The 22,948-nt window shown below is 55.2% G+C and carries 29 protein-coding genes; 12 read left to right on the forward strand and 17 right to left on the reverse strand.

Annotation, left to right across the window (positions count from 1 at the left end):
* Nucleotides 1–44: 44 nt before the first annotated feature.
* Complete coding sequence (locus ACMGG1_RS01875) at nucleotides 45–1,961, forward strand: BglG family transcription antiterminator (protein ID WP_020831882.1); 1,917 nt, start codon at nucleotides 45–47, stop codon at nucleotides 1,959–1,961.
* A 16-nt stretch (nucleotides 1,962–1,977) separates the two neighbouring features.
* On the opposite strand, the gene ACMGG1_RS01880 is transcribed toward ACMGG1_RS01875, so the two are convergent.
* The 14 genes from ACMGG1_RS01880 to ACMGG1_RS01945 all read right to left on the reverse strand — a co-directional run bounded on the left by ACMGG1_RS01880 (nucleotide 1,978) and on the right by ACMGG1_RS01945 (nucleotide 11,487).
* On the reverse strand, nucleotides 1,978–2,400 hold the full coding sequence (locus ACMGG1_RS01880) for a helix-turn-helix domain-containing protein (protein ID WP_142816308.1): 423 nt from the start codon (nucleotides 2,398–2,400) through the stop codon (nucleotides 1,978–1,980).
* Nucleotides 2,397–2,708 carry a type II toxin-antitoxin system HigB family toxin gene (locus ACMGG1_RS01885; protein WP_041415720.1) on the reverse strand — a complete coding sequence of 104 codons (312 nt, stop codon included), beginning with the start codon at nucleotides 2,706–2,708 and terminating at the stop codon, nucleotides 2,397–2,399. The genes ACMGG1_RS01880 and ACMGG1_RS01885 overlap by 4 nt, the downstream gene beginning before the upstream one ends.
* A 319-nt stretch (nucleotides 2,709–3,027) precedes the next feature.
* Nucleotides 3,028–3,300: a PTS phosphocarrier protein NPr gene (gene npr / locus ACMGG1_RS01890; RefSeq protein WP_020831874.1), complete on the reverse strand. Its 273-nt coding sequence runs from the start codon at nucleotides 3,298–3,300 to the stop codon at nucleotides 3,028–3,030.
* Entirely contained in the window at nucleotides 3,297–4,151 is an 855-nt protein-coding gene (gene rapZ, locus ACMGG1_RS01895) for an RNase adapter RapZ (protein ID WP_012147065.1), read from the reverse strand. Before rapZ ends, npr begins: the two co-directional genes overlap by 4 nt.
* Before the next feature lie 131 nt (nucleotides 4,152–4,282).
* Nucleotides 4,283–4,744: a PTS IIA-like nitrogen regulatory protein PtsN gene (gene ptsN, locus ACMGG1_RS01900; RefSeq protein WP_115060613.1), complete on the reverse strand. Its 462-nt coding sequence runs from the start codon at nucleotides 4,742–4,744 to the stop codon at nucleotides 4,283–4,285.
* A gap of 158 nt (nucleotides 4,745–4,902) precedes the next feature.
* Nucleotides 4,903–5,190 (reverse strand): ribosome hibernation promoting factor, encoded by a 288-nt coding sequence (hpf, locus tag ACMGG1_RS01905; RefSeq protein ID WP_004948547.1) that lies wholly within the window; start codon nucleotides 5,188–5,190, stop codon nucleotides 4,903–4,905.
* 23 nt (nucleotides 5,191–5,213) lie between these two features.
* Nucleotides 5,214–6,647, reverse strand: coding sequence for an RNA polymerase factor sigma-54 (gene rpoN, locus ACMGG1_RS01910; protein WP_414161124.1), 1,434 nt, complete (start codon nucleotides 6,645–6,647; stop codon nucleotides 5,214–5,216).
* Nucleotides 6,648–6,697: 50 nt separating this feature from the next.
* The gene (lptB, locus tag ACMGG1_RS01915; RefSeq protein WP_020831867.1) at nucleotides 6,698–7,423 is read right to left on the reverse strand and encodes an LPS export ABC transporter ATP-binding protein; all 726 of its coding nucleotides are present in this window, start codon (nucleotides 7,421–7,423) and stop codon (nucleotides 6,698–6,700) included.
* 6 nt (nucleotides 7,424–7,429) lie between these two features.
* Nucleotides 7,430–7,969, reverse strand: coding sequence for a lipopolysaccharide ABC transporter substrate-binding protein LptA (lptA, locus tag ACMGG1_RS01920; protein WP_020831865.1), 540 nt, complete (start codon nucleotides 7,967–7,969; stop codon nucleotides 7,430–7,432).
* Complete coding sequence (lptC, locus tag ACMGG1_RS01925) at nucleotides 7,938–8,516, reverse strand: LPS export ABC transporter periplasmic protein LptC (protein ID WP_115060611.1); 579 nt, start codon at nucleotides 8,514–8,516, stop codon at nucleotides 7,938–7,940. The genes lptA and lptC overlap by 32 nt, the downstream gene beginning before the upstream one ends.
* Nucleotides 8,513–9,067, reverse strand: coding sequence for a 3-deoxy-manno-octulosonate-8-phosphatase KdsC (gene kdsC / locus ACMGG1_RS01930; protein WP_122080298.1), 555 nt, complete (start codon nucleotides 9,065–9,067; stop codon nucleotides 8,513–8,515). Before kdsC ends, lptC begins: the two co-directional genes overlap by 4 nt.
* A 17-nt stretch (nucleotides 9,068–9,084) precedes the next feature.
* Nucleotides 9,085–10,071, reverse strand: a complete 987-nt coding sequence (gene kdsD / locus ACMGG1_RS01935) for an arabinose-5-phosphate isomerase KdsD (RefSeq protein ID WP_044553673.1) — start codon at nucleotides 10,069–10,071, stop codon at nucleotides 9,085–9,087.
* Between the two features lie 124 nt (nucleotides 10,072–10,195).
* Complete coding sequence (locus ACMGG1_RS01940; protein WP_122080297.1) at nucleotides 10,196–11,182, reverse strand: calcium/sodium antiporter; 987 nt, start codon at nucleotides 11,180–11,182, stop codon at nucleotides 10,196–10,198.
* A 20-nt stretch (nucleotides 11,183–11,202) separates the two neighbouring features.
* Entirely contained in the window at nucleotides 11,203–11,487 is a 285-nt protein-coding gene (locus tag ACMGG1_RS01945) for a hypothetical protein (RefSeq protein ID WP_153263146.1), read from the reverse strand.
* Here ACMGG1_RS01945 and mlaF point away from each other — a divergent pair.
* From mlaF to murA, 7 genes are all read left to right on the forward strand, one after another.
* On the forward strand, nucleotides 11,486–12,301 hold the full coding sequence (gene mlaF, locus ACMGG1_RS01950; protein ID WP_020831858.1) for a phospholipid ABC transporter ATP-binding protein MlaF: 816 nt from the start codon (nucleotides 11,486–11,488) through the stop codon (nucleotides 12,299–12,301). The genes ACMGG1_RS01945 and mlaF overlap by 2 nt on opposite strands.
* Nucleotides 12,302–12,305: 4 nt before the next feature.
* Nucleotides 12,306–13,088: a lipid asymmetry maintenance ABC transporter permease subunit MlaE gene (gene mlaE, locus ACMGG1_RS01955; protein WP_046372552.1), complete on the forward strand. Its 783-nt coding sequence runs from the start codon at nucleotides 12,306–12,308 to the stop codon at nucleotides 13,086–13,088.
* Between the two features lie 4 nt (nucleotides 13,089–13,092).
* The gene (gene mlaD / locus ACMGG1_RS01960) at nucleotides 13,093–13,644 is read left to right on the forward strand and encodes an outer membrane lipid asymmetry maintenance protein MlaD (protein WP_130017014.1); all 552 of its coding nucleotides are present in this window, start codon (nucleotides 13,093–13,095) and stop codon (nucleotides 13,642–13,644) included.
* Between the two features lie 14 nt (nucleotides 13,645–13,658).
* Nucleotides 13,659–14,288, forward strand: coding sequence for a phospholipid-binding protein MlaC (gene mlaC, locus ACMGG1_RS01965; RefSeq protein ID WP_044553666.1), 630 nt, complete (start codon nucleotides 13,659–13,661; stop codon nucleotides 14,286–14,288).
* Nucleotides 14,288–14,590 carry a lipid asymmetry maintenance protein MlaB gene (gene mlaB / locus ACMGG1_RS01970; protein WP_044553664.1) on the forward strand — a complete coding sequence of 101 codons (303 nt, stop codon included), beginning with the start codon at nucleotides 14,288–14,290 and terminating at the stop codon, nucleotides 14,588–14,590. The genes mlaC and mlaB overlap by 1 nt, the downstream gene beginning before the upstream one ends.
* 140 nt (nucleotides 14,591–14,730) lie before the next feature.
* Nucleotides 14,731–14,985, forward strand: a complete 255-nt coding sequence (ibaG, locus tag ACMGG1_RS01975; RefSeq protein ID WP_020831850.1) for a BolA family iron metabolism protein IbaG — start codon at nucleotides 14,731–14,733, stop codon at nucleotides 14,983–14,985.
* Nucleotides 14,986–15,040: 55 nt separating this feature from the next.
* Nucleotides 15,041–16,300, forward strand: a complete 1,260-nt coding sequence (murA, locus tag ACMGG1_RS01980; RefSeq protein ID WP_020831849.1) for a UDP-N-acetylglucosamine 1-carboxyvinyltransferase — start codon at nucleotides 15,041–15,043, stop codon at nucleotides 16,298–16,300.
* Between the two features lie 71 nt (nucleotides 16,301–16,371).
* On the opposite strand, the gene degS is transcribed toward murA, so the two are convergent.
* The 3 genes from degS to zapG form a co-directional block, all read right to left on the reverse strand.
* Nucleotides 16,372–17,430 carry an outer membrane-stress sensor serine endopeptidase DegS gene (gene degS / locus ACMGG1_RS01985; protein WP_122080296.1) on the reverse strand — a complete coding sequence of 353 codons (1,059 nt, stop codon included), beginning with the start codon at nucleotides 17,428–17,430 and terminating at the stop codon, nucleotides 16,372–16,374.
* Nucleotides 17,431–17,526: 96 nt separating this feature from the next.
* Complete coding sequence (gene degQ / locus ACMGG1_RS01990) at nucleotides 17,527–18,897, reverse strand: serine endoprotease DegQ (RefSeq protein WP_041415005.1); 1,371 nt, start codon at nucleotides 18,895–18,897, stop codon at nucleotides 17,527–17,529.
* A gap of 195 nt (nucleotides 18,898–19,092) precedes the next feature.
* Nucleotides 19,093–19,494 (reverse strand): Z-ring associated protein ZapG, encoded by a 402-nt coding sequence (gene zapG, locus ACMGG1_RS01995; RefSeq protein WP_020831844.1) that lies wholly within the window; start codon nucleotides 19,492–19,494, stop codon nucleotides 19,093–19,095.
* A 231-nt stretch (nucleotides 19,495–19,725) separates the two neighbouring features.
* Between zapG and zapE the strand changes: the two genes are divergently transcribed.
* The 4 genes from zapE to sspA all read left to right on the forward strand — a co-directional run bounded on the left by zapE (nucleotide 19,726) and on the right by sspA (nucleotide 22,944).
* Nucleotides 19,726–20,853 (forward strand): cell division protein ZapE, encoded by a 1,128-nt coding sequence (gene zapE / locus ACMGG1_RS02000; protein WP_174574816.1) that lies wholly within the window; start codon nucleotides 19,726–19,728, stop codon nucleotides 20,851–20,853.
* A 275-nt stretch (nucleotides 20,854–21,128) separates the two neighbouring features.
* Entirely contained in the window at nucleotides 21,129–21,557 is a 429-nt protein-coding gene (gene rplM, locus ACMGG1_RS02005; protein WP_020831840.1) for a 50S ribosomal protein L13, read from the forward strand.
* 15 nt (nucleotides 21,558–21,572) lie between these two features.
* Nucleotides 21,573–21,965 (forward strand): 30S ribosomal protein S9, encoded by a 393-nt coding sequence (gene rpsI / locus ACMGG1_RS02010; protein ID WP_020831838.1) that lies wholly within the window; start codon nucleotides 21,573–21,575, stop codon nucleotides 21,963–21,965.
* Between the two features lie 337 nt (nucleotides 21,966–22,302).
* The gene (gene sspA, locus ACMGG1_RS02015; RefSeq protein ID WP_012147043.1) at nucleotides 22,303–22,944 is read left to right on the forward strand and encodes a stringent starvation protein SspA; all 642 of its coding nucleotides are present in this window, start codon (nucleotides 22,303–22,305) and stop codon (nucleotides 22,942–22,944) included.
* The last annotated feature ends 4 nt before the right edge of the window (nucleotides 22,945–22,948 follow it).

Here is a 22,948-nt window from a genome sequence, read left to right on the forward strand (position 1 = left end):
CCCGCCGGATCCACCTGGCGGGCACTCTAATAGACGGAAAGAGAATGGTGCGATTTCCCTACCCGCGTTTGGCCTATCTGTTCGATGCTTTGCAGTCTGAAACCTTGCCGCAGGACGAGTTGGCGAAGCGTTTTGCCGTGTCCACCCGAACCGTGCGGGCTGATATCACCGCGCTGAACGATATTTTGGAAAAATATGGTGCGCACTTTGTGCATAGCCGCGGTGCGGGCTATCGCCTGCAGGTGGATGACGCCAGGTTGTTCAGCGCCCTGCAGCATCAGGAGCGTAAAAAACACGCCACGCCACGCAGCGCACAGGAGCGGGTACACTATCTGCTGGTTCGTTTTTTGACCTCAGCCTTTTCTCTGAAGCTGGAAGATTTAGCCGACGAATGGTTTGTCAGCCGCGGCACGCTGCAAAACGACATGGCTGAGGTGAGGGAGCGCCTGGCGCACTATCAGTTGACCATCGAGACCAAGCCGCGCTACGGCATGAAGCTGTTCGGCTCGGAGATGGCGATCCGTGCTTGCCTGACCGACTTGTTATTCCAACTGCATTTGGCCGACGCCGAAAACCCATTGCTTAACAATGAGATCCTGCAGCAACCGCAGGTGGCGACCTTTGCCGGGCTGCTGCATCCGCTGTTGTCTCAATATGCTATTCGTCTGACCGACGAAGGTGAACAGTACCTGATTTTCTACTGTGCGGTGGCATTGCGGCGCATTACCGACGGCTATCCGTTGCCGGATTTTGACGTTGAGGACGGTGATGACGCGGTGCGTAAGGCTTCTACCTGGCTAGCCGGGGAGTTACGCAAAGCCAGCGGCAAAGAGGTCTCGATGGCGGAGGAGGCTTATCTACGGGTCAACATCGCCGCGCGTCGTGTGCAGGAGGTGCAGCCGACCGAGATCAACGCCGACGATGAAGAAGCGCTGGTGGATTACATCCTGTCGTATATCAATTCGCACTATAACTACAACCTGCAGGGGGATAAGCAGCTGCGGGCCGATCTGCTCACCCACATCAAAACCATGATCACCCGGGTGAAATACCAGATTAATATCCCCAACCCGCTGTTGGCGAACATCAAGCAGCACTACCCGATGGCCTACGACGTGACGCTGGCGGCCGTATCGAGCTGGGGAAAATACACGCCTTACACCCTGAGTGAAAACGAGATCGGCTATTTGGTGCTGCACATTGGCGTTGGCCTGGAGCGGCATTACAACATTGGTTATGAGCGCCATCCGCAGGTGATGTTGGTCTGCGATACCGGCAACTCGACGGTCCGGATGATCCAGGCGCAAATCGCACGCAAATACCCGCAGTTGGTGATGACGCGCATCGTTTCGCTACGCGATTACGAGGTGCTCAATCATATCGACGAAGACTTTGTCATTTCCAACGCGCGGGTCAGTGAAAAGAACAAACCGGTGGTGGTGATGTCACCGTTCCCGACCGAATACCAGCTAGAACAGTTGGGTAAGCTGGTGCTGGTGGATCGCACCAAGCCCTATATGCTGGAGAAGTTTTTCGACGCCGACCATTTTATGGTGGTGAACGAGCCGCTGACTCAGGCGCAATTGTTCCAGAAAGTGTGCAGCCAACTTGAGCGCGAAGGCTACGTGGGTGATGACTTTTATCCGTCGGTCGTAGAGCGCGAGGCGATTGTTTCCACGCTGCTGGGCGAGGGGATCGCACTGCCGCACTCGCTGGGCCTGTTGGCGAAAAAAACCGTGGTGGTGACGTTGCTGGCGCCGCAGGGCGTGGTCTGGGGAGAGGGCGAAATCGCCCACGTGATCTTCCTGTTGGCGATCAGCAAAAGCGATTACGAAGAAGCGATGGCTATTTATGAGCTGTTTGTCACCTTTGTACGCGAGCGGTCAATGAGCCGCCTGTTGGGCAGCAACAACTTCGATAGCTTCAAGGCGGTGGCGCTGGACTGTTTGAGCCGGATCTAGGACTGGAGGGCCCTCTCTAACGGGCTTCAGGCAAGAACAAGGCCGGCGGCAGGTTGAAACGTTTTGCCAGCGCCATGATATGGGGGATGGTCAGCGATCGCTTTCCGCTTAGAATTTGGCTCACCAGTGACTTTTTGCCGATCTCGTTTTCGAAGTCGCTTTGACTGAGGCCATATTGCTCCATCAGCACGCTCAGCGCGGCTACACCTTGTGGTAGCTGTGCGATACGCTGATTGAACTCTGCAAAATCAGGGCTGTTATCTTCATACTCGACGATCTTGGCTGCCAGAACGTCAATCAGCGGGTGGCGCTCGTCGGTTTCAAGCAGGTGTTCCACTAACGCCAGAGCATCACGGTAATCCTGTGGCGAGGTGCTGCCACCTAACAAGGGTATGGCGCGTAACAGCTCATGGGTGGCCTTAAGCGCATCGGCGATCATTTTGGGTTCCTCCGGTACTGCTGCAGTAATCTGTCGTACTCTGCATGAGTCACTATCTGTTTAACAAATATTTTCTGGGTATCAAAACTGGCAAAGAATAAGATCCTGAGATGATTTCCTCCGACATCAATGACCCACCATTTTGCTTTGTACTTCATTCTGTCCAGGCTGGGGAAAAGGGATTTTAAATCTTCCGGCGTATGAAATGTCCCCCGGCGCAGCGTTTTGTAGATTGTGTTGAGAGAGGCTGCTTCGTTGGGGTAGCGGATTGCGGCCTCGTTGAACGGTTCCCTTGAAATTATATGCATCTCTCCCTCATCCATGCCCTGTCATCATTGTAGCGGCTGAATCGCTAGTTCACAAATTGTAAACTTCCTTTTTGTCTCTGCGGCGAGCGGCGGCGTAACTTGTCGGTAGGGTTTAGTATTTTGCTGTTGAGAAACCACTATAGATTTATTATTAAATAATAAAATCATGTGATTATGCTTATTACAATCGTTGGGATCGGGTTTGCAGAGAGGCAAGGTGTTTCTATTTAGCATGCATCGGGAATTGGGGATGTCTCACAAATGCTGAACGCGCCTTGATGGGCGCGTTCTTGATATTGGCTTCTTCGCTGCGGGGAAGCTAGTCTTCGTCAAAACCGGAATTAATCAGTTCAATCACCGCGGCCAGCGCTTTAACCTCATCCGGCCCGGTGGCTTCCACCTCGATATGGCGCCCTTGCGCGGAGTCCAGCATCAGCAGCGCAATCACGCTGCTGGCCTCGGCCTCGGTGCCGCTGTCGTTACGCAGCATCACTTCGGCATCAAAACTCTGCACCAACTCGAACAGCTTCATCGCCGGGCGGGCGTGCATGCCCAGTTTGTTTTTGATTTCAACCGTTTGCTTGACCGTCATTGTTTGCGTTTTTCCAGCGTGCGGTGGCGTGACTGTACGTTCTTGCCGCGTGAGCGGAAGTAATCGGCCAACTGTTCCGCTACGTAGACTGAACGGTGTTTACCGCCGGTACAGCCAATGGCCACCGTCAGATAGCTGCGGTTGTTGGTTTCCAGCATTGGCAACCACTGTTCCAGATAGCTGCGGGTCTGGTAGATAAAGTTGTGCACCTCAGTGTGACGATCGAGGAATGAGGCGACGGGTTTATCCAGGCCGGTCATCGGGCGAAGTTTAGGATCCCAGTGTGGGTTCGGCAGGAAACGTACGTCGAACACGTAATCGGCGTCGATCGGGATACCGTGCTTAAAGCCGAAGGATTCAAACACCATGGTCAGCTCGCGCTCGCGTTTGCCCAGTAAACGGGTACGCAGCATTTCGGCCAGTTCATGCACCGACATTTCCGAGGTGTCGATGATCAGATCGGCTCGTGAACGCAGTGGTTCCAGCAGATCGCTTTCTTCATCGATAGCGCTTTCCAGCGACAGGTTCTTGCTGGACAGCGGGTGCAAACGGCGAGTATCACTGTAACGACGAATCAGCGTGTTGCGATCGGCGTCGAGGAACAGCAACTGCGGCGAAAAGCTGTCCGGCAGTTGGGTCATCGCATATTCAAACACTTCCGGCGATTCCGGCATGTTACGCACGTCGATGCTTACCGCCGCGGAGCTGTTGCGTTCCGCCAGCGTATTGGCAAGCTGCGGCAGCAGTACCACGGGCAGGTTATCAACGCAGTAAAAACCCATGTCTTCCAGCGCCCGCAAGGCGACGGATTTCCCTGAACCGGAACGGCCGCTGACAATCATCAGCACCATGTGGCAACTCCCCCTGGCATCTCAGTGGCGTTTATCGCCACCGTTAGAAACTTTATTATTCCGATCTGAACCGGAATCCATCATGGCTAAACAGTATCGTTATCCGGGCTGGAAGTCACGCCAGCCGGGCGTTACTCGGTGATGATTTGGTAAAGCTCTTCGTCACTTTGCGCCGCGCGCAGGCGGCGGCATACTGTTTTGTCGGCCAGACGCTTGGCGACCAGAGACAGGGTATGCAGATGGGTTTTACATTGGTCGGCCGGCACCAGCAGGGCGAACAGCAGATCGACCGGCTGGTTATCAATGGCGTCGAAGGCGATAGGTTGGTCGAGACGAATAAACACGCCAACGGCCCGCAGTGTGTCCTCTTCCAGTTTGCCATGGGGGATGGCGATACCGTTGCCGATACCGGTGCTGCCCATGCGCTCGCGGGTGAGAACCGCGTCAAATACCACCTGGGGTGGCAGATTGAGCTGTTTGGCGGCCAGTTCGCTGATAATTTCCAAAGCCCGTTTCTTGCTGGTGCAATGTACGGAGCTTCTGGTGCACTCGATATTTAATACCGAGCTTAACTGCATTGTTTCGTTGTTCATCTCATCTTCACTTAAAACCACACCAGCAAGCAGGCTTGTGAGGTGATTTTTCGCCTTGTTTAACCCTGATGGCTTATCGGCGCGTACCCAAACAGGTAACGCGCCGATGGCCGAGGCTACGTTTGAGCCGTACCCGCTGACGGAAACGGCCCAGAATGTCAGTGTTGTTTCAGTTTGTCTTTATGTTTGTTCAATTGACGCGCCAGTTTGTCGATCAGGGTATCAATTGCCGCATACATGTTCTCGTCTTCCGAGGTGGCGTGCAACTCGCCTCCATTCACGTGCACCGTCGCTTCCGCAATCTGCTGCACTTTTTCCACACTAAGCACGACATACACCTGATTTATGCGGTCAAAATACTGTTCGAGTTTGGCGAACTTGGTGTTCACGAACTCACGCAAGGGTTCGGTGATTTCGATGTGGTGTCCGGTAATGTTGAGCTGCATAGTGTCTTCCTTCTCAATAGAGGTCAAACCAACTGTTTACGCTGGTTGGACGGCGGGATGGACAAAGACTCTCGGTACTTGGCGACGGTACGCCGCGCCACGATGATCCCCTGATCGGAGAGCAGGGTAGCCAGCTTGCTGTCGCTGAGCGGTTTGGCGGGGTTTTCCGCCGCAATCAATTTCTTCACCACCGCCCGGATCGCCGTAGAGGAAGCTTCGCCCCCGCTGTCGGTATTCACGTGGCTTGAGAAGAAATATTTCAATTCGAAAATGCCGCGCGGACTGTGCAAAAACTTCTGCGTGGTCACGCGTGAGATTGTCGATTCATGCATCTCCACGGCCTGAGCGATATCCGCCAGCACCATGGGCTTCATAAATTCCGCGCCTTGCTCAAAGAACGCCTGCTGCTGCTCGACGATGCAGCGCGAAACTTTCAGCAGGGTGTCGTTGCGGCTTTCCAGGCTCTTGATCAGCCATTTCGCTTCCTGCAAATTGCTGCGGATGTACTGACCGTCGCTGTCGTTACGCGCGCTATTGCCCAGCGCAGCATACTGCTGATTGATCTTCAGCCTTGGGATGCTGTCGCTGTTGAGCTCGACCGTCCACACATCCTGCACTTTGCGTACCAGCACGTCCGGGATCACGTACTCAGATTCGCCGGTGTTGATCGACTGGCCTGGACGCGGATCGAGTGACTGGATCAGCAACATCGCTTCTTTCAGTGTATCTTCTTTTGAGCGCGTTGTTCGCATCAGGCTGCGAAAGTCGTGGTTAGCCAGCAAGTCCAGATGTTCGCTGATGATCAGGCGCGCTTCCGCCAGGTAAGGCGTGTCTGGGGCGTATTGGGATAGCTGAACCAGCAGGCAATCGCGCAGGTCGCGCGCCGCTACGCCAACCGGATCAAACCGCTGTACGCGTTTCAATACCGCCTCGACTTCGTCCATTGTCACATTCTCGTCACCCATGCTCTCCAGAATGTCTTCCAGCGGCACGGTGAGATAGCCGGTATCATCGACGGCGTCGACGATCGAGGTGGCAATGGCAGCATCGGTATCGGAAAACGGCGTCAGATCCACCTGCCACATCAGGTAATCCTGCAGGGTTTGGGTGGTTTCCCCCTGATACACCGGCAGTTCGTCGTCACTGTAATCGGTGCGAGTTCCTGACGGAGTGCCGGCGGTATAGATCTCGTCCCAGGTGGCGTCCAGCGGCAGCTCTTCGGGCATGTCCTTTTGTTCCAGCGCCTCCCGGGTATCCAAACCTTCGGTTTCGGTCGTCTCTTTCGCGTCGATTTCTTCGTGCAGATCGGTCTGTTCAAGCAGTGGATTGCTCTCTAACGCCAGCTGTATCTCCTGCTGGAGCTCAAGCGTGGACAACTGCAGCAGGCGTATGGCCTGCTGGAGCTGGGGGGTCATGGCCAGTTGTTGGCTAAACCTGAGTTGCAAACCTTGCTTCATATTCTTCAGTCTACTTCCGTTAACAGTCGCCCATCAGGACGCGCCGGTACTCAGAGGCGGAATTCTTCGCCCAGATAAACGCGTTTTACCTGCTCATCGGCCAGAATAGCATCCGGCGTGCCGTGAGCAATCAGTTTGCCCTGGCTGACGATATAGGCGCGTTCACACACGTCCAGCGTTTCGCGCACGTTATGGTCGGTGATCAGCACGCCCAGACCGCTGTCACGCAAGTGCTCGATAATTTTTTTAATGTCGATAACGGAAATCGGGTCAACCCCGGCGAAGGGTTCATCCAGCAGGATGAATTTCGGGTTAGCCGCCAGCGCACGGGCGATCTCCACGCGGCGACGTTCGCCACCGGACAGCGCCTGGCCCAGGTTGTCGCGCAGATGGGAGATATGGAACTCTTCCATCAGCTCCACCGCACGGTCCGCCCGCTGTTCGCTGCTGAGATCGTCACGGATCTCCAGCACCGCCATCAGGTTGTCGTAAACGCTCAGGCGGCGGAAGATCGAGGCTTCCTGCGGCAGATAGCCGATGCCACGACGCGCACGGGCGTGCAGCGGCAGCAGGCTGATGTCTTCTTCGTCAATCACGATACGTCCGGCGTCACGCTGAACGATACCGACCACCATGTAGAACGTGGTGGTCTTGCCGGCGCCGTTTGGCCCCAGCAGGCCGACGATCTCGCCGGATTTCACTTTCAGGCTGACGTCTTCAACGACTTTGCGGCCCTTGTAGGCTTTCGCCAGGTTTTCTGCGATGAGTGTAGCCATAAGTGATTAGTTACTCTTGTTTTGCCCGTTTTTGTCTTGCAACTGCGACGGTACCAGAACCGTAGTCACGCGCTTGCCTTTATCGCTAAACGCCTGCATTTGCTGCTGTTGCACCAGGTAGGTGATGCGATCGCCCTTGACGTTGCTATCGAGCTGTTCCAGGTAGGCGTTCCCGGTCAGGGTCACCAACTGAGACGCCACATCGTAACGTACCTTCTGAGCGTGGCCTTTCACCGGCTTGCCGCTGTCTTGCATCTGATAGAAGGTTACCGGGTTGCCGAAAGCTTCAATATAGGTTTTGTTCTGATCGCCGCCTGGGCGGGTGACCACGACTTTGTCCGCTTTGATATCGATGGTGCCTTGCTTGATCACCACGTTATCAGTAAAGGTGCTGACGTTGCTCTGCATGTCCAGAGACTGTTTCAGCGAGTCGATGCTCACCGGCTGATTGGAGTCGGACTTCAGCGCCCATGCGGGGGCGCTGGCGGCCAAAATCAAGCTGCCGATTAACAGATTACGGCTTGGTTTGTTGGTTTTGAATTTCATAGTTGGTCTTAACCTTATCAATCAGCTCAGCGGTCTTGGCCCGCAGGTTCCCACGCATTTTCATGCCGTTAGAGGTGAAGTTCGTCCCGTAGAGCGTCACTTCGTCATCCGAAGACACATCCTGGGTCACCAGGTTCACCTGAGCATTGTCTGTTTTAATTTTTTCCAGCTGCGACGTGGTGGTCAGGCTGTTCACCTCGACGTGGCCGTAAAGATACAGCATCCGGTCTTTAGTCAGTTTGGCGCGGTCGGCGCGAACTGACCAGGTGGCCACCGCGTTTTCATCAAACAGCGTCATCACCGGCTGGGTGAACCAGCTTAATTCATCGGCGGTATAGTACTTCACGTCTTCCGCCACCAGCTTGTAACTCAGCTTGCCGGTCGGATTGTACACTATGGTGACCGTATGCTGGCTCTGATAAGTCGGGTCCTGGCTGTTCACCGGTCCCGGAGCAGTATCATCACTGAAATCCGTCATGTTCCAGCCAATCAGCGCCAGTGCGATCACCGCCAGCAGCACGGTGATCCAAAGTTTGGTTTTACTCATATCGATAGCCCTTTGGCGTCTTCCAGCTTGTTTTGAGCCAAAAGAATAATGTCGCACAGCTCACGTACCGCACCGCGGCCGCCGGCAATGCGGGTAACATAATGGGCCCGTGGCGTCAGCAGCGGGTGCGCATCTGCCACCGCGACCGCCAGGCCAACCTGCGCCATCACCGGCCAGTCGATCAGGTCATCGCCGATATAGGCGACCTGATCCGCCGTCAGCGACAGTGTATCCAACAGTTCGCGGAAGGCCAAAAGCTTATCGGATTGCCCCTGATAAAGGTGCGTGATGCCGAGCGTTTTAGCCCGGTCTTCCAATAGCTTGGCGGAGCGACCGGTAATGATCGCCACTTCGATATCCGAGGTTTTCAGGCAGCGGATGCCGTAACCGTCGCGTACGTTGAACGCTTTTAATTCTTCGCCATTGTTGCCCATGAAAATCAGGCCGTCTGACAGCACGCCATCGACATCACAAATCAGCAGGCGGATTTTGCCGGCACGCGCCATGACATCTTGCTCTACAGGCCCGTAGCAGGTTTCAACCAGACTCATTGAGTTCTCTTCCATAGTTAAACGACGCCGGCGCGCAGCATGTCATGCATATGTACCACACCCAGCAATTGGTCGCCATCGGCAACCAGCAACGCGGTGATATGGCGCTGCTGCATAAGGTTCAGCGCGTCGACCGCCAGCAGGTTCGGGCGTACCCGCACGCCGCCGAGCGTCATGACATCGACGATCCGCGCTTCGTTGAGATTGATGCCCATATCGAAAATCCGGCGCAGGTCACCGTCGGTGAAGATACCGGCGATTTTCATCAAATCATCGCAGATAACCGTCATGCCCAGATTTTTGCGGGTAATTTCCAGTAGCGCGTCGCGCAGCGATGCATCGGCGCTGACGTGAGGAATTTCATCGCCGCTGTGCATGATGTCGCAGACGCGCAGCAACAGGCGGCGACCCAGTGCGCCCCCGGGGTGCGATAACGCAAAATCTTCCGGCGTGAAACCGCGAGCTTTTAACAGTGCGACGGCCAACGCATCCCCCATCACCAGCGTAGCGGTGGTGCTGGTGGTCGGCGCCAGGCCGAGTGGGCAAGCTTCCTGTGGCACCTTGATGCACAGGTGAATATCCGCCGCTTTGCCCATCGAACTTTCCGGGTTGTTGGTCATGCAGATCAGCGGGATGCGTTGACGCTTCAAGACCGGGATCAGCGCCTGTATTTCGTTGGACTCACCCGAATTGGAAATGGCGAGCACAATATCCTGTGCGGTGACCATGCCGAGATCGCCATGGCTGGCCTCGGCCGGGTGAACAAAGAACGACGGCGTTCCGGTGCTGGCGAAGGTGGCGGCAATCTTGCAGCCGATGTGCCCGGATTTACCCATGCCCATCACCACCACTTTGCCGCTGCATTCGGCGATCAACTCGCAGGCGCGGGTAAAGTCTGCATTGATGTATTGATCGAGCTGGGCCAGCCCGTCACGCTCAATCTGCAGCACTTCTTTGCCTGCCTGCTGAAAATCAAAGCCCGGTTGCAACTGAATGTTCGACATGCTCATTCCCATCGGTCATACCCGTCATCTCTCAAGTTACAGCGCCGTTACCACTCATCCCGGTGACTTACCTGAGTAAGCACCTGGGGATGAGTGAGTTTGCCGTCTGGCTGCAACTTGAAAGCTAGAGGCTATAGCTAAATGAATTGAAAGGGTTAAAAAACAGCACCGCAAGGTACGCAATAAAACCACATAATAACAGAGCGCCGGCCAGATGGCCGATGCGATGTTTGCGCCCGATGCACAGGGCGCTGAGCACAATGCTGACCGCCAGCATGACCCAGTAATCGCGATGGAAGGCGGCGCCATCGACGGTCCCCGGAGACAGCAGGGCGGGCACGCCCAGCACGATCACCGTGTTGAAAATGTTGGAGCCGATGATATTGCCAATTGCCATATCATCTTCGCCCTTGAGTGCCCCGGCGATGGACGTCGCCAACTCCGGCAGGCTGGTGCCGATGGCGATGACGGTCAGGCCGACCACCAACTCACTCATACCGAAATAGTGCGCGATGACCGTGGCGTTATCGACCACCATTTTGGAAGACAGCGGCAGAATGATAAATGCCAGCACCAGCCACAGTATCGCGACGGTGTTGCTGCTGTCCTGCGGCAATTCGGCGATTTGCTCCACGGTCAGGCTGTCGCTGCCTTCGCGCTGCGCCAACCGGGCAATTTTCAACATCAACAGAATAAATACCGCGGCGGCGGCCAACAGCAGCACGCCATCCAGCCGGCTCAGCGTGCCGTCCATCAGCACGAAACCGCACAATACTGTGACCGCCAACATCAGCGGCAGTTCGCGCCGCAACACTTCGGATCGCGCCGCCAGCGGGTGTATCAGCGCGGCAACGCCGAGGATCAGTAAAATATTCGTGATGTTGGAACCTAGTACGTTCCCCACGGCCATATCTATTTGCCCGTTCAGTGCCGCAGTGGTCGACACGAACAGCTCCGGCAGTGAAGTGCCTATGCCGACGATGGTCATACCGATAATCAGCGGTGGCACGCCGAGTGAACGGGAAATTACCGCAGCACCGTAAACTAAGCGGTCTGCACCATATACCAGTAAAAATAAACCAACGATTAATAAAGCTATCGCGAGAAACATGCAGGGTCCTTTGTTGGGTATCATCCCGGTTCGTTGGTTAAAAGCCGTAATTCGGCTATCTTGCTTTGCCCTCCGTTGCGCAGGTTAAAGCCGCAGCAACGGGTTTTCCCGGCTAATATATGAACACTTTCGTTTTTTTTCGTTATGGCGCCAATTTTGACCGGGTGGCGCGTAAAAGTAAAACCTATGGCACCATTGGTAGCGAAATGGCGGTAAGTTTTTGTAAAGATGAGACGCATTGCGCCCGTTGCTTTAACATCGTGGGTAGATTTGGCAAAAATGACCCGTGAAGGATCAATTAACATGCACCAGAAGGCAGAGAATCTGGTCGAAGTTCGCGACATGACGTTCACGCGCGGCGATCGACTGATATTCGAAGATATCAACCTGACGGTTCCCCGTGGCAAGGTCACGGCGATCATGGGGCCGTCCGGCATTGGCAAAACGACGCTGCTGCGTTTGATTGGCGGTCAACTGGCACCGGACAGCGGTGAAATCTGGTTTGATGGCGATAACATTCCCGCGTTGTCTCGCCATCAACTGTATGAAGCGCGCAAGAAAATGAGCATGCTGTTTCAGTCTGGTGCGCTGTTCACCGATCTGACGGTGTTCGAAAACGTGGCGTACCCGCTGCGCGAACATAGCCGTTTGCCGGAGCCCATTCTGCGCAGCACGGTGATGATGAAGCTGGAAGCGGTTGGACTGCGTGGCGCAGCCGATCTGATGCCCAATGAATTGTCCGGCGGTATGGCGCGCCGTGCCGCACTGGCGCGAGCGATTGCGCTCGATCCGGAGATGATCATGTTCGACGAACCTTTCGTCGGCCAGGATCCCATCACCATGGGCGTGCTGGTGAAGCTGATCGATGAGCTGAATCATGCACTGGGCATTACCTGCATCGTGGTTTCGCACGACGTGCCGGAAGTGCTGAGCATCGCCGACTACGCTTACATTGTGGCCGATCATCGGGTGATAGCCGAAGGCACGGCGCAGCAATTACAGAACAATCCTGATGCACGCGTGCGCCAGTTCCTGGATGGTATTGCCGATGGGCCGGTACCCTTCCGTTATCCGGCCGGTGATTATCAGGCCGAGCTGTTAGGTTTAGGGAGTAAATAAGCTGATGTTATTTCAGGCGTTAGCGTCGTTAGGACGCCGTGGCATCAACACCAGCGCCAGCTTTGGGCGTGCTGGGTTGATGCTGTTCAACGCGCTGGTCGGGCGGCCTGAGCCGCGCAGGCAGTGGCCACTGTTGCTCAAGCAGTTGCACAGCGTGGGTGTGCAGTCGCTGCTGATCATCGTGGTTTCCGGGTTGTTTATCGGTATGGTGCTGGGGTTGCAGGGTTATCTGGTACTGACCACTTACAGCGCAGAAGCCAGCCTGGGCATGATGGTGGCGTTATCGCTGCTGCGTGAACTGGGCCCGGTGGTCACCGCGTTGCTGTTTGCCGGGCGTGCCGGCTCTGCATTGACGGCCGAAATTGGCCTGATGAAGGCAACGGAACAAATTTCCAGCCTGGAAATGATGGCCGTCGATCCGCTGCGGCGTATCGTTGCGCCGCGCTTCTGGGCCGGTTTGATCAGCATGCCCTTGCTGACGATGATTTTTGTCGCTATCGGTATCTGGGGCGGCTCGGTGGTGGGCGTAGACTGGAAGGGCATTGACAGTGGCTTCTTCTGGTCGGCCATGCAGGGCGCCGTTGAGTGGAAAAAAGACTTGCTCAACTGCCTGATCAAGAGCGTGGTATTTGCCATCACCGTGACCTGGATTGCCATCTTCAACGGGTATGATGCCGTACCCACCTCTGAAGGGATAAGCCGGGCAACGACCCGTACCGTGGTACATTCGTCACTGGCGGTGTTGGGATTGGATTTCGTGCTGACAGCACTGATGTTTGGGAATTGATTCGATGCAAACGAAGAAGAGTGAAATCTGGGTTGGGGCATTTATGCTGATTGCGCTGTGCGCCATCGTGTTTTTGTGCCTGCAAGTGGCGAACATTAAGTCGATCGGTAACGAGCCAACATACCGCATCTACGCGACCTTCGATAACATCGGTGGTTTGAAAGCGCGTTCTCCGGTGAAAATCGGCGGTGTGATGATTGGCCGAGTGGCTGATATTACGCTCGATCCTAAAACCTATACGCCGCGCGTAGCCCTGGATATCCAGGAAAAATACGACCAGATCCCGGACACCAGCTCACTGGCGATCCGTACCTCCGGCCTGTTGGGGGAGCAATATCTGGCGCTGAACGTCGGTTTTGAAGATCCGGATATGGGCACGGCCATCTTGAAAGATGGCGGCACGATTCAGGACACCAAATCAGCCATGGTTCTGGAAGATCTGATCGGCCAGTTCCTGTATAAGAGCGGCGGTCAGGATGATGCTGCCAAAACGGGAGACGCGGCTGCTCAGCCGGCTGCCGGTGCAGCTCCACAAGCCGCTGCCCCTATTCATTAAGAGAGGAAACCTGCATGTTTAAACGTTTACTTATGGTTGCCCTGCTGGTGGTCGCACCGCTGGCGAATGCGGTCGATCAGACCAATCCTTACAGCCTGATGCAAGACGCGGCTGAGAAGACCTTCACCCGTCTGAAAACCGAACAGCCGAAGATCAAGCAGGACCCTAACTACCTGCGTTCCGTGGTGCATCAGGAGCTGATGCCGTTTGTGCAGGTCAAATACGCCGGTGCGCTGGTGCTGGGCCGTTTTTACAAAGAAGCGACGCCGGCGCAGCGTGAAGCCTACTTCACCGCATTCCAGGCCTATCTGGAACAGGCTTACGGCCAGGCGCTGGCGATGTACCACGGCCAGACTTATCAGATTGAGCCAGAGAAGCCGCTGGGCGACGCCAGCATTGTGGCGATCCGCGTGACCATCATCGACAACGGCGGTCGTCCGCCGGTGCGTCTGGACTTCCAGTGGCGCAAAAACACCAAAACCGGTCACTGGCAGGCTTATGACATGATCGCCGAAGGCGTCAGCATGATCACCACCAAGCAGAACGAGTGGGCTTCTACGCTGCGTACCCAGGGGATCGACGGCCTGACCAAGCAGCTGCAGGCGGCGGCGGCTCAGCCGATTACTCTGGATCAGAAAAACTGATGTCAGCTGCACTCAGCTTTGAATCGCAGCAACAGACCCTGATCCTGCGCGGTGCGTTGGATCGGGAAACCCTGTTGCCGCTGTGGGAACAGCGGGAAACGTTGCTGGCGGATAAAACCGCTATCGACGTTACGCAACTGCAGCGGGTGGACTCGTCCGGGTTGGCACTGCTGGTGCATCTGCGCGAACAGCAACGCCAGCATGGCGTTGAATTAAAAATTTCTGGCGCCGGCGATCGCTTGAAAACGCTGATCGCACTGTACAATCTGCAAGCAATAATGCCTGTCGATACCGCTGGTTAGCCCGATTTTCGACTGGATGAAGACGTTTTCTCCCCAGAAAGCCCCTGTTGTACAGGGGCTTTTTCTTTAGTTTAAGAAAACGTCGTATTCCACTAAGATATCAGGCTGATTATGATCCTTTTGATACAGAACTGGATACTATGGAAAATAGCGAGATTAAAGATGTGCTGATGCGCGCATTGGCACTGGAAGAAGCACATGTTACCGGCGACGGCAGCCATTTTCAGGTGATCGTGGTCGGTGAGCTGTTTGCCGCCATGAGCCGCGTCAAGAAACAACAGGCGGTCTATGCGCCGTTGATGGAATACATTGCGGACAACCGTATTCACGCCTTGTCGATTAAGGCGTACACCCCTGAAGAGTGGCAGCGAGATCGCAAACTCAACGGATTTTAAGGCTGTTTGCCCAGCGGGGCGGGCAGCGTCAGTTTAGATAACAGAGAGTAGTCAAATGGATAAATTTCGTGTGCAGGGCCGGACCCGCCTCAGCGGTGAAGTGGCTATTTCCGGGGCTAAAAACGCCGCCCTGCCGATCCTGTTCGCCGCATTGTTAGCGGAAGAGCCGGTCGAGTTGCAGAATGTCCCGAAGCTGAAGGACATCGACACCACCATTAAGCTACTCAGCCAATTAGGCACCAAGATTGAACGCAACGGTTCCGTATTCGTTGACGCCAGCGGCGTGAACGAATTCTGTGCACCCTACGATCTGGTGAAAACCATGCGCGCTTCTATCTGGGCGTTGGGGCCGTTGGTTGCCCGTTTCGGCCGTGGTCAGGTTTCTCTGCCGGGCGGCTGCGCCATCGGTGCGCGTCCGGTCGATCTGCATATTACCGGTCTGGAACAGCTCGGTGCAGAGATCAAACTGGAAGAAGGCTATGTTAAAGCTTCCGTCGATGGCCGCCTGAAGGGCGCACACATCGTTATGGACAAGGTCAGCGTTGGCGCTACCGTGACCATCATGAGTGCTGCCACCCTGGCAACCGGTACCACCGTGATTGAGAATGCGGCCCGCGAACCGGAAATTGTCGATACGGCCAACTTCCTCAACACGCTCGGCGCAAAAATCACCGGTGCCGGCAGTGACCGCATTACTATCGAAGGGGTTGAGCGTCTGGGCGGCGGTGTTTATCGCGTTCTGCCGGATCGCATCGAGACCGGTACCTTCCTGATCGCTGCAGCCGTTTCCGGTGGCAAGGTGATGTGCCGTGATACCCGTCCTGATACGCTGGATGCCGTGTTGGCCAAGCTGCGCGAAGCCGGTGCGGATATCGAAGTGGGTGAAGACTGGATCAGTCTGGATATGCATGGCAAACGCCCTAAAGCGGTGACCGTGCGTACTGCGCCACACCCGGGGTTCCCTACCGATATGCAGGCTCAGTTCAGCCTGCTGAACCTGGTTGCGGAAGGCACCGGTGTGATCACCGAAACCATCTTTGAAAACCGCTTCATGCATGTGCCTGAGCTGATCCGCATGGGTGCACACGCTGAGATCGAGAGCAACACCGTGATTTGCCACGGCGTTGAGCAACTGTCAGGGGCTCAGGTGATGGCGACCGATCTGCGTGCTTCTGCCAGCCTGGTATTGGCCGGTTGCATCGCCGATGGCGTGACCGTCGTCGATCGTATCTATCACATCGACCGTGGTTATGAGCGTATCGAAGACAAGCTGCGCGCGCTGGGTGCTAACATCGAGCGTGTGAAAGGCGAGTAATTTGTCTGACGCCGGGGCCTGGCGCCGGCGTAGTCAATGCAGTATTGAGGGCTCGGCATTGCCGGGCCTTTTTAATTGTTATCTTCCGGGAATTCGCCCACCGTCATCTTCAGCGTGATGCGTTTGCCTTCGCGCAGGACCACCACCGGGATTTCTGTACCCGGTCGGATTTCTGCTACCTGGTCCATGGTTTCCAGCACCGATACCGCAGGCTTGTTGTCCACGTTGATGATCACGTCGTTGATATGGAAACCGGCGTTGCCTGCCGGCCCGCCCTGAGTAATTTCAGTCACGATAATGCCCTGCAGGCGATCGATGCCGGAATTGGACGAGCGCAACGGAATAATCTCTTTGCCCTGAATGCCGAAATAACCCCGAATGACGCGGCCGTCGCGGATCAGTTTGTCCATAATCTTGGTGGCCAGCTCGATAGGAATGGCGAAACCCAGGCCTTCCGGCGTTTCACCGTCGGTGATTTTGTCGTAGGTCAGGGTATTGATACCGATTAATTCGCCGAGGGAGTTGACCAAAGCACCGCCGGAGTTGCCGCGGTTAATCGAGGCATCGGTCTGCAGGAAGGTCTGACGTCCGGTGGTGCTCATACTGATACGGCCGGTGGCGCTGAGGATCCCCTGAGTCACGGTCTGGCCTAGGTTGTAAGGGTTGCCAATCGCCAGCACGACGTCACCGACGTGCGCGGTGCGTGCGGTATTAATTGGGATCACCGGCAGGTTGCCCTGATCTATTTTCAGCACTGCCAGATCGGTCAGGCTGTCAGAGCCGACCAGCAGCGCCTCATAGCGGCGGCCGTCCTGGACGACCACGGTAATTTGTTGCGCATCCTTGATCACGTGTCGATTGGTCAGGATATAGCCACGTTCATTCATGATCACGCCTGACCCCAGCAACAGCACGTTGGCGGTGCCGTTCATATTGCGGTTGTAGATATTGACTACGGCAGGCGCGGCACGTCGTACCGCCTTATTGTAACTGACGGGTGTTTCATCAAGGGTACTATCATGTTTTTCTGCGAACAAGGCATTGGAAGAACGTAGCACGGGTAAAGCAACCAGCAGCAGGCCGGCAACGATTAGACCAATAACGACGGAACGCAAGAGCTTAGCAAACATGGAGTTTTAGTACGTAAGATGAAAGATACCGGGAGGATAACATGAGAATACCGAGCGCAGTATGTCACCGCGCCCGGTTTTTAAACAAATATACGATCAGCGCAACAGCAGATAAATGGTTTCGCCGCCGCGCACGATATTCAGCGCCATGACCGGTGGTTTGGCTTCCAGCACTTTGCGCAGTGCAGTGATGTTCTCAATACGCTGGCGGTTGACGCCGATGATCACATCGTCTTTCTGCAGCCCGATTTGTGCCGCCGCAGAGCCTTTGTCCACTTTATCGATCTTCACGCCTTTTTCACCGCTTGGGATTGCCCCGTTGCTGAGTGAAACCCCCTGCAGAGCTGGGGAAAGCGTTTCGGCATTGGTTGAGGCGCTTTCGCTGTTATCCAGCGTAACGGAAACTTCCTGCGGTTTGCCGTCGCGCAGCAGGCCAACCTTGATGGTTTTGCCCGGTGCGGTCGTACCGACCTTGGCGCGCAGCTCGGCGAAACTGCTGACAGGCTTGCCGTCCACCGAAACCAGGATATCGCCGGCCTTGATGCCCGCCTTGGCAGCGGCGGATTTCGGCAGCACTTCGCTGACGAACGCCCCGCGTTGCGCGTCGGTATTAAAGGCCTTGGCCATATCGGCGGTCATTTCACTGCCTTTAATGCCCAGTAGCCCGCGTTTCACTTCGCCAAACTCGATCAACTGCTGGCTGAGGTTCTGCGCCATGTTGCTCGGAATGGCAAAACCGATACCGACGTTGCCGCCGCTTGGCGCCAAAATGGCGGTGTTGATACCGATCAGCTCACCGTTAAGGTTAACCAGCGCGCCACCGGAGTTGCCGCGGTTGATGGACGCATCGGTCTGAATAAAGTTTTCCAACCCTTCCAGGTTCAGGCCACTGCGGCCCAACGCGGAAATAATGCCAGAAGTGGCGGTTTGGCCCAGGCCAAACGGGTTGCCGACGGCCACGGCGAAATCACCGACCCGCAGTTTATCGGAGTCCGCCATTTTTATAGCGGTCAGGTTTTTCACGTCGTTGAGCTGAAGCAGGGCGATATCGGACTGTTCGTCACGGCCTACCAGCTTGGCGTCCACTTCACGGCCATCGTTCAACTGTACGCTGATTTTATCGGCGTTGTTGATCACGTGGTTGTTGGTCAGCACATAGCCCTTGGCGGCGTCGATGATGACGCCGGAACCCAAGCCTTCAAACGGGCGTGAGCTTTGCTGTTGCCCAGGGCCACCAGGGCCAAAGAAGCGTCTGAACTCCTCCGGAACTTGCTGGCGTTGTACCTGGGTTCCTTCAACATGCACGCTGACCACTGCGGGCAAGACCTTCTCCAGCATCGGCGCCAGGCTTGGCAGCGGTTGCCCTTGAACGGCGACGGGCATCGCGGCGGTGGCAGCCGGTACGGAGGTCAGTGTGAGGCCAATACTCATTGCCAATGCACTAAGAATTAACGACTTTTTCTTCATTGATAATAGCTCTCTCAATACCTGCCGGTGGAATAGTGATGATAAAGCAGCAGCAATACCATAGTGAAGGGTAAGACCGTGAATTTGCGTGAAAAGTTCACTCAAACGTCTGCGTTAAGGATAGCTCAGCGTGGGGGAAGAAGTATGAGGAGGATCAAAAACCCGTGGGACTGGCCCACGGGCGAAGAACGGCGTTTAGTCGCGACGTGGACGTTCGCCACGTAGCAGGCCTGATGCGCCTTCGGAGTAGTCGCGCGGCATTTCTACCGGCGCCTGATCGTTATCCGCTTCGGCTTCGGTCAGGCGATAGCGGAACGGATTTTCCTGCATCGGCAGATCCGGCAGCAGGTTGTTTGAGCTTTTCGCCATATGCTGATACAGCTGGCGATAATCGCGTGCCATGTTGTCCAGCAGCTCGGCGCTGCGGGCAAAATGACCGACCAACTCCTGACGATACTCTTCCAGCTCGGTTTTGCTCTTATCCAACTCGTTCTGCAAAACTTGTTGTTGACGTAATTTACGGTTACCAAAACGCATCGCTACCGCACCAATGACGATACCGACCACCAAACCAATCAGCGCATACTCCCAGGTCATGATGACTCCTATTTTGACTTCGTTGTTCCGCAGGGATTTTTCACTTAATAATATCCACTATAACCGTTAACCTTGTCCGAGTGGAATCCTGATGAGCTTTGACCTGATTTTTACAGGGTTTTCAGCGCCGCTCAGAGTGGGCATTTGTGGCGATATGAGGGCTAACCAGCCGTAATATGTCGCGAAAATGGGCTAAATAATTTCTAAGCGTTCTTAGGGAACATCGAACAGATGCAGGCACAATCACCGTTATCACGCTACCAGCGGCTGCTTGCTGCGGGGGAATACCAGGCCGATGAGGTTCAACGCCAGGCCGTCACTCAACTGGATCATATCTATCAGGCCTTGCAGCAAATACCGGCCGTCAGTGCACCTGCCGGCGGTCTGCGCGGCAAGCTGAGCCGTTTGCTGGGCAAAAGCAGCGAAACGGTAAAACAGCGGCCGGTGCAGGGCTTATATATGTGGGGCGGGGTCGGGCGTGGCAAAACCTGGCTGATGGATATGTTTTTCCACAGCCTACCGGGTGACCGCAAGCTACGGCTGCATTTCCACCGCTTCATGCTGCGGGTGCATGAAGAGCTGACCGAATTGCAGGGGCAGGAAAATCCGCTGGAAATCATCGCTGATGGTTTCAAGGCGCAAACCGACGTGCTGTGTTTCGACGAGTTCTTTGTTTCCGATATCACCGACGCCATGCTGCTGGCGACGCTGTTGCAGGCGCTGTTTGCCCGTGGCATCACGCTGGTCGCCACCTCCAATATTCCGCCGGACGATCTGTATCGCAACGGTCTGCAGCGCGCGCGCTTCCTGCCGGCGATCGACCTGATTAACGAGTATTGCGATGTGATGAACGTTGACGCCGGCATTGATTATCGTCTGCGCACCCTGACTCAGGCGCACCTGTATCTGACGCCGCTGGATGAACAAACCCGGCAGACCATGGATCAGATGTTCGTGAAACTGGCCGGCAAGAAAGGCGAGGCGGCACCGGTATTGCAGATCAATCACCGGCCGCTGCAGGTTATCCACGCGGTAGACGGCGTGCTGGCCGTTGATTTTCATACCTTGTGCGAGGAAGCACGCAGCCAGCTCGATTACATCGCCTTATCGCGCCTCTACCACAGCGTTATCCTGTATAATGTGCGCGTGATGGGGCCGTTGAAGGAAAATACCGCACGCCGCTTCCTGGCGTTGGTGGATGAATTTTACGAGCGCCACGTCAAGTTGGTGATCGCTGCCGAAGCCTCGATGTTCGAGATTTACCAGGGCGAGCGGCTGAAGTTTGAGTACCAGCGCTGCCTGTCGCGGCTGCAGGAGATGCAAAGCGAGGAGTATCTCAAGTTGCCGCATCTGCCTTGATTGCCCGGGGGCGCCACCGCCGGTGTCCCCGATTTTCCGCTGCTGGCGATTAATTGCGTTTCCATTCAAAAAGCGTTCGATCTTTGTGAGCGACTTCTCTATAATCTTGCGACCCCACGTTACAACAAAGTTTTTTTTCCCAAAAACTTTATAGTGCCGGCAATGGCTATTCGAAGGGGTAGGTTTGCTGGACTTGTATGGTCGTGTGAGCCTCAACTGTTTTCGAGCGTTTGGGTGTTCACCAACGTGTAACTAATTATTGGGTAAGCTTTCTAATGAAAACTTTTACAGCTAAACCAGAGAGCGTTCAACGCGACTGGTACGTTGTTGATGCAGATGGTAAAACTTTAGGCCGTCTCGCTACTGAACTGGCTCGTCGTCTGCGCGGCAAGCATAAAGCGGAATACACCCCGCACGTTGATACCGGTGACTACATCATCGTTCTGAACGCAGAAAAAGTTGCTGTAACCGGCAACAAGCGTACAGACAAGGTGTATTACCACCACACCGGCCACATCGGTGGTATCAAGCAAGCGACCTTTGAAGAGATGATTGCCCGCCGTCCTGAGCGCGTGATTGAAATCGCGGTTAAAGGCATGCTGCCAAAGGGTCCGTTGGGTCGTGCAATGTTCCGTAAACTGAAAGTTTACGCGGGCAACGAGCACACTCATGCGGCACAGCAACCGCAAGTTCTTGACATCTAATCGGGATTATAGGCAATGGCTGAAAATCAATACTACGGCACTGGTCGCCGCAAAAGCTCCGCCGCTCGCGTTTTCATCAAGCCGGGCAGTGGTAACATCGTAATTAACCAGCGCAGCCTGGAACAGTACTTCGGTCGCGAAACTGCCCGCATGGTAGTTCGTCAACCGCTGGAACTGACTGACATGGTTGGTAAATTTGACCTGTACATCACCGTTAAAGGTGGTGGTATCTCTGGTCAAGCTGGTGCTATCCGTCACGGTATCACCCGTGCACTGATGGAGTACGACGAGACTCTGCGTGCAGAATTGCGTAAAGCTGGCTTCGTCACTCGTGACGCCCGTCAGGTTGAACGTAAGAAAGTCGGTCTGCGTAAAGCACGTCGCCGTCCGCAGTTCTCCAAGCGTTAATTTTTTACTGCTTCGGCAGTGGAATTTACGCAAAAAACCCGGTGCTTCACCGGGTTTTTTTATGCCTGAAAATCACGTTGCTGCTACTAAAATCTTTGGTATATCAGACAATTCAATACGAATTCGCCGCACAGCCCCCACAAAACAAGCAAAATCTGGTAAACTATCATCCACTTTTGCGCCTGTTCGCCATGCAGCAGTTATCAGTTTACCTCCGAGGCCGGTTTTTATGACCTAAGGTTTAGCTGCGAGTTGCTGGCCTGCGGTCAAGATCATTCAGGATAGCAGCCTGTCAGTGGGCTATTCGCAGTATTTTCTAGATAACTTGGAGGTTTTCATGGCTGTCGCTGCCAACAAACGTTCGGTAATGACGCTGTTCTCTGGCCCGACCGACATTTTTAGCCATCAAGTACGTATCGTACTGGCGGAGAAAGGTGTCAGCGTCGAGATTGAGCAGGTTGAGTTGGATAACCTGCCGCAGGATCTGATTGACCTCAACCCGTACCAGACGGTGCCTACGCTGGTCGATCGCGAACTGACCCTGTATGAATCCCGTATCATCATGGAATACCTTGATGAGCGCTTCCCGCACCCGCCGTTGATGCCGGTTTATCCGGTCGCGCGCGGCGAGAGCCGCCTGATGATGCTGCGTATCGAGAAAAACTGGTATTCGCTGATGTACAAAATCGAGCAGAGCAACGGCCAGGAAGCTGAATCAGCTCGCCGTCAACTGCGCGAAGAGCTGCTGGCGATTGCCCCTATCTTTGGTCAGACGCCGTATTTCATGAGCGAAGAGTTCAGCCTGGTGGATTGCTACCTGGCGCCGCTGCTGTGGCGTTTGCCGCAGTTAGGCATTGAGCTGAGCGGTGCTGGCTCCAAAGAGCTGAAAGGCTACATGACCCGCGTGTTCGAACGCGATGCCTTCCTGGCCTCCCTGACCGAAGCCGAGCGCGAAATGCGCCTGCAGACTCGGGGCTAAGCGT

This window comes from Serratia sp. BNK-12 (genome assembly GCF_047456085.1).
In the GTDB taxonomy this organism is placed as follows: Bacteria; Pseudomonadota; Gammaproteobacteria; order Enterobacterales; family Enterobacteriaceae; genus Serratia; species Serratia liquefaciens.

Excerpts from the sequence above, each read along its gene's own strand:
- ACMGG1_RS01875 (WP_020831882.1), top strand. The coding sequence starts at position 45 with ATGGTGCGATTTCCCTACCCGCGTTTGGCCTATCTGTTCGATGCTTTG.
- ACMGG1_RS01880 (WP_142816308.1), bottom strand. The coding sequence starts at position 2,400 with ATGATCGCCGATGCGCTTAAGGCCACCCATGAGCTGTTACGCGCCATA.
- ACMGG1_RS01885 (WP_041415720.1), bottom strand. The coding sequence starts at position 2,708 with ATGCATATAATTTCAAGGGAACCGTTCAACGAGGCCGCAATCCGCTAC.
- npr (WP_020831874.1), bottom strand. The coding sequence starts at position 3,300 with ATGACGGTCAAGCAAACGGTTGAAATCAAAAACAAACTGGGCATGCAC.
- rapZ (WP_012147065.1), bottom strand. The coding sequence starts at position 4,151 with ATGGTGCTGATGATTGTCAGCGGCCGTTCCGGTTCAGGGAAATCCGTC.
- ptsN (WP_115060613.1), bottom strand. The coding sequence starts at position 4,744 with ATGAACAACGAAACAATGCAGTTAAGCTCGGTATTAAATATCGAGTGC.
- hpf (WP_004948547.1), bottom strand. The coding sequence starts at position 5,190 with ATGCAGCTCAACATTACCGGACACCACATCGAAATCACCGAACCCTTG.
- rpoN (WP_414161124.1), bottom strand. The coding sequence starts at position 6,647 with ATGAAGCAAGGTTTGCAACTCAGGTTTAGCCAACAACTGGCCATGACC.
- lptB (WP_020831867.1), bottom strand. The coding sequence starts at position 7,423 with ATGGCTACACTCATCGCAGAAAACCTGGCGAAAGCCTACAAGGGCCGC.
- lptA (WP_020831865.1), bottom strand. The coding sequence starts at position 7,969 with ATGAAATTCAAAACCAACAAACCAAGCCGTAATCTGTTAATCGGCAGC.
- lptC (WP_115060611.1), bottom strand. The coding sequence starts at position 8,516 with ATGAGTAAAACCAAACTTTGGATCACCGTGCTGCTGGCGGTGATCGCA.
- kdsC (WP_122080298.1), bottom strand. The coding sequence starts at position 9,067 with ATGAGTCTGGTTGAAACCTGCTACGGGCCTGTAGAGCAAGATGTCATG.
- kdsD (WP_044553673.1), bottom strand. The coding sequence starts at position 10,071 with ATGTCGAACATTCAGTTGCAACCGGGCTTTGATTTTCAGCAGGCAGGC.
- ACMGG1_RS01940 (WP_122080297.1), bottom strand. The coding sequence starts at position 11,182 with ATGTTTCTCGCGATAGCTTTATTAATCGTTGGTTTATTTTTACTGGTA.
- mlaF (WP_020831858.1), top strand. The coding sequence starts at position 11,486 with ATGCACCAGAAGGCAGAGAATCTGGTCGAAGTTCGCGACATGACGTTC.
- ACMGG1_RS01945 (WP_153263146.1), bottom strand. The coding sequence starts at position 11,487 with ATGTTAATTGATCCTTCACGGGTCATTTTTGCCAAATCTACCCACGAT.
- mlaE (WP_046372552.1), top strand. The coding sequence starts at position 12,306 with ATGTTATTTCAGGCGTTAGCGTCGTTAGGACGCCGTGGCATCAACACC.
- mlaD (WP_130017014.1), top strand. The coding sequence starts at position 13,093 with ATGCAAACGAAGAAGAGTGAAATCTGGGTTGGGGCATTTATGCTGATT.
- mlaC (WP_044553666.1), top strand. The coding sequence starts at position 13,659 with ATGTTTAAACGTTTACTTATGGTTGCCCTGCTGGTGGTCGCACCGCTG.
- mlaB (WP_044553664.1), top strand. The coding sequence starts at position 14,288 with ATGTCAGCTGCACTCAGCTTTGAATCGCAGCAACAGACCCTGATCCTG.
- ibaG (WP_020831850.1), top strand. The coding sequence starts at position 14,731 with ATGGAAAATAGCGAGATTAAAGATGTGCTGATGCGCGCATTGGCACTG.
- murA (WP_020831849.1), top strand. The coding sequence starts at position 15,041 with ATGGATAAATTTCGTGTGCAGGGCCGGACCCGCCTCAGCGGTGAAGTG.
- degS (WP_122080296.1), bottom strand. The coding sequence starts at position 17,430 with ATGTTTGCTAAGCTCTTGCGTTCCGTCGTTATTGGTCTAATCGTTGCC.
- degQ (WP_041415005.1), bottom strand. The coding sequence starts at position 18,897 with ATGAAGAAAAAGTCGTTAATTCTTAGTGCATTGGCAATGAGTATTGGC.
- zapG (WP_020831844.1), bottom strand. The coding sequence starts at position 19,494 with ATGACCTGGGAGTATGCGCTGATTGGTTTGGTGGTCGGTATCGTCATT.
- zapE (WP_174574816.1), top strand. The coding sequence starts at position 19,726 with ATGCAGGCACAATCACCGTTATCACGCTACCAGCGGCTGCTTGCTGCG.
- rplM (WP_020831840.1), top strand. The coding sequence starts at position 21,129 with ATGAAAACTTTTACAGCTAAACCAGAGAGCGTTCAACGCGACTGGTAC.
- rpsI (WP_020831838.1), top strand. The coding sequence starts at position 21,573 with ATGGCTGAAAATCAATACTACGGCACTGGTCGCCGCAAAAGCTCCGCC.
- sspA (WP_012147043.1), top strand. The coding sequence starts at position 22,303 with ATGGCTGTCGCTGCCAACAAACGTTCGGTAATGACGCTGTTCTCTGGC.